The organism is Streptomyces colwelliae, assembly GCF_048158785.1.
GTDB lineage: Bacteria > Actinomycetota > Actinomycetes > Streptomycetales > Streptomycetaceae > Streptomyces.
The window spans coordinates 1-963 of record NZ_JBLTJC010000833.1 but is presented as its reverse complement, the minus strand read 5'-3'; the positions used below and the strand labels follow the sequence as shown (position 1 = coordinate 963).

Below are 963 nucleotides of genomic sequence, written 5' to 3'. Positions count from 1 at the left end.
CCCCTTCCCAGTACTCCGCCCGGCACCCCACCACCAACCGCGCCCCGCTCTCCCGCAACCACTCCCCCGTGCCCTGGGTCCACTCGTCCAGCCGGTGCGCGAGCACAGGCGGCATCTCCTCGGGCCCGTCGAGCAGCAACAGCAAGGGCCGCCCGGCGTCACGGGCGACCCGCGCCAGCCGCTCGGGCCCGACATCGCCGAGGTCACCGGAATCCCCCGGCAGCGAGACGGACGCCGCGACGATCCGTGCCGCCCGCTCCACCGTCCTACGCGCCGCGTCCGCCACGGACGCGTCCCCGTCCCGCAGATCGGCCCCGCGCAACCACAGCGTGGGAGCCGGTTCCGCACCCCCGTTGCGCCGTGCGGCGAGCGCCGCGAGTTCCGTCGTACGGCCGCTGCCCGGGGCGCCTACGAGCCCGAGCACGGCGGCCGGGCCCGCGGCGAACTCGGTGAACTCCCTTATCACCGAAGGGCGTTCGACGGGCTCCACCACGCAGGAGCCCTCGGTGTCCCGACCGGGACCTACGAACCCCGCGAGCGCTCCCGGCGGCCCGTCCGACCCGACTGAAGTCGCCGTCAGCTCTAGGACGCCCGCCAGATTGAGGTCAGCGCCATACGCGGGCACGGTCGCCGCATTGCGCGCGAGGAGGTCGGCCAGCGGACCCCGGGGGTCGGCCGGCGGCCCATGCATGTCGCCCAACGGCCGCTCCCCGCCCCGCACTTGCCGCAACGGCACCGCGAACCCCGTGTCCCGTTGCCCGGACTGCAACGCCGTGCCGAGGACGCCGACCACCGCGCCGGTCACCGCGTCGAGGACCGGCCGGTACCGCGCGGCGGAGGAGCAGCAGCACCAGATTGCGGACGCGGGGGGTGATGGTCGTCTTCAAGGTGCGGCCGCCCTGAAAGAGCGAATCCTCACAGCCAAAGACGATCCGGCCGCTGTACGCTCGATCGGAATCGAGT

General features: G+C 73.9%; 1 pseudogene. It reads right to left on the bottom strand.

From position 1 onward, the window contains the following. Positions 1–820, bottom strand: a pseudogene (locus tag ACNFOC_RS54675) (serine protease); the annotation flags it as partial. Positions 821–963 lie beyond the last annotated feature (143 nt).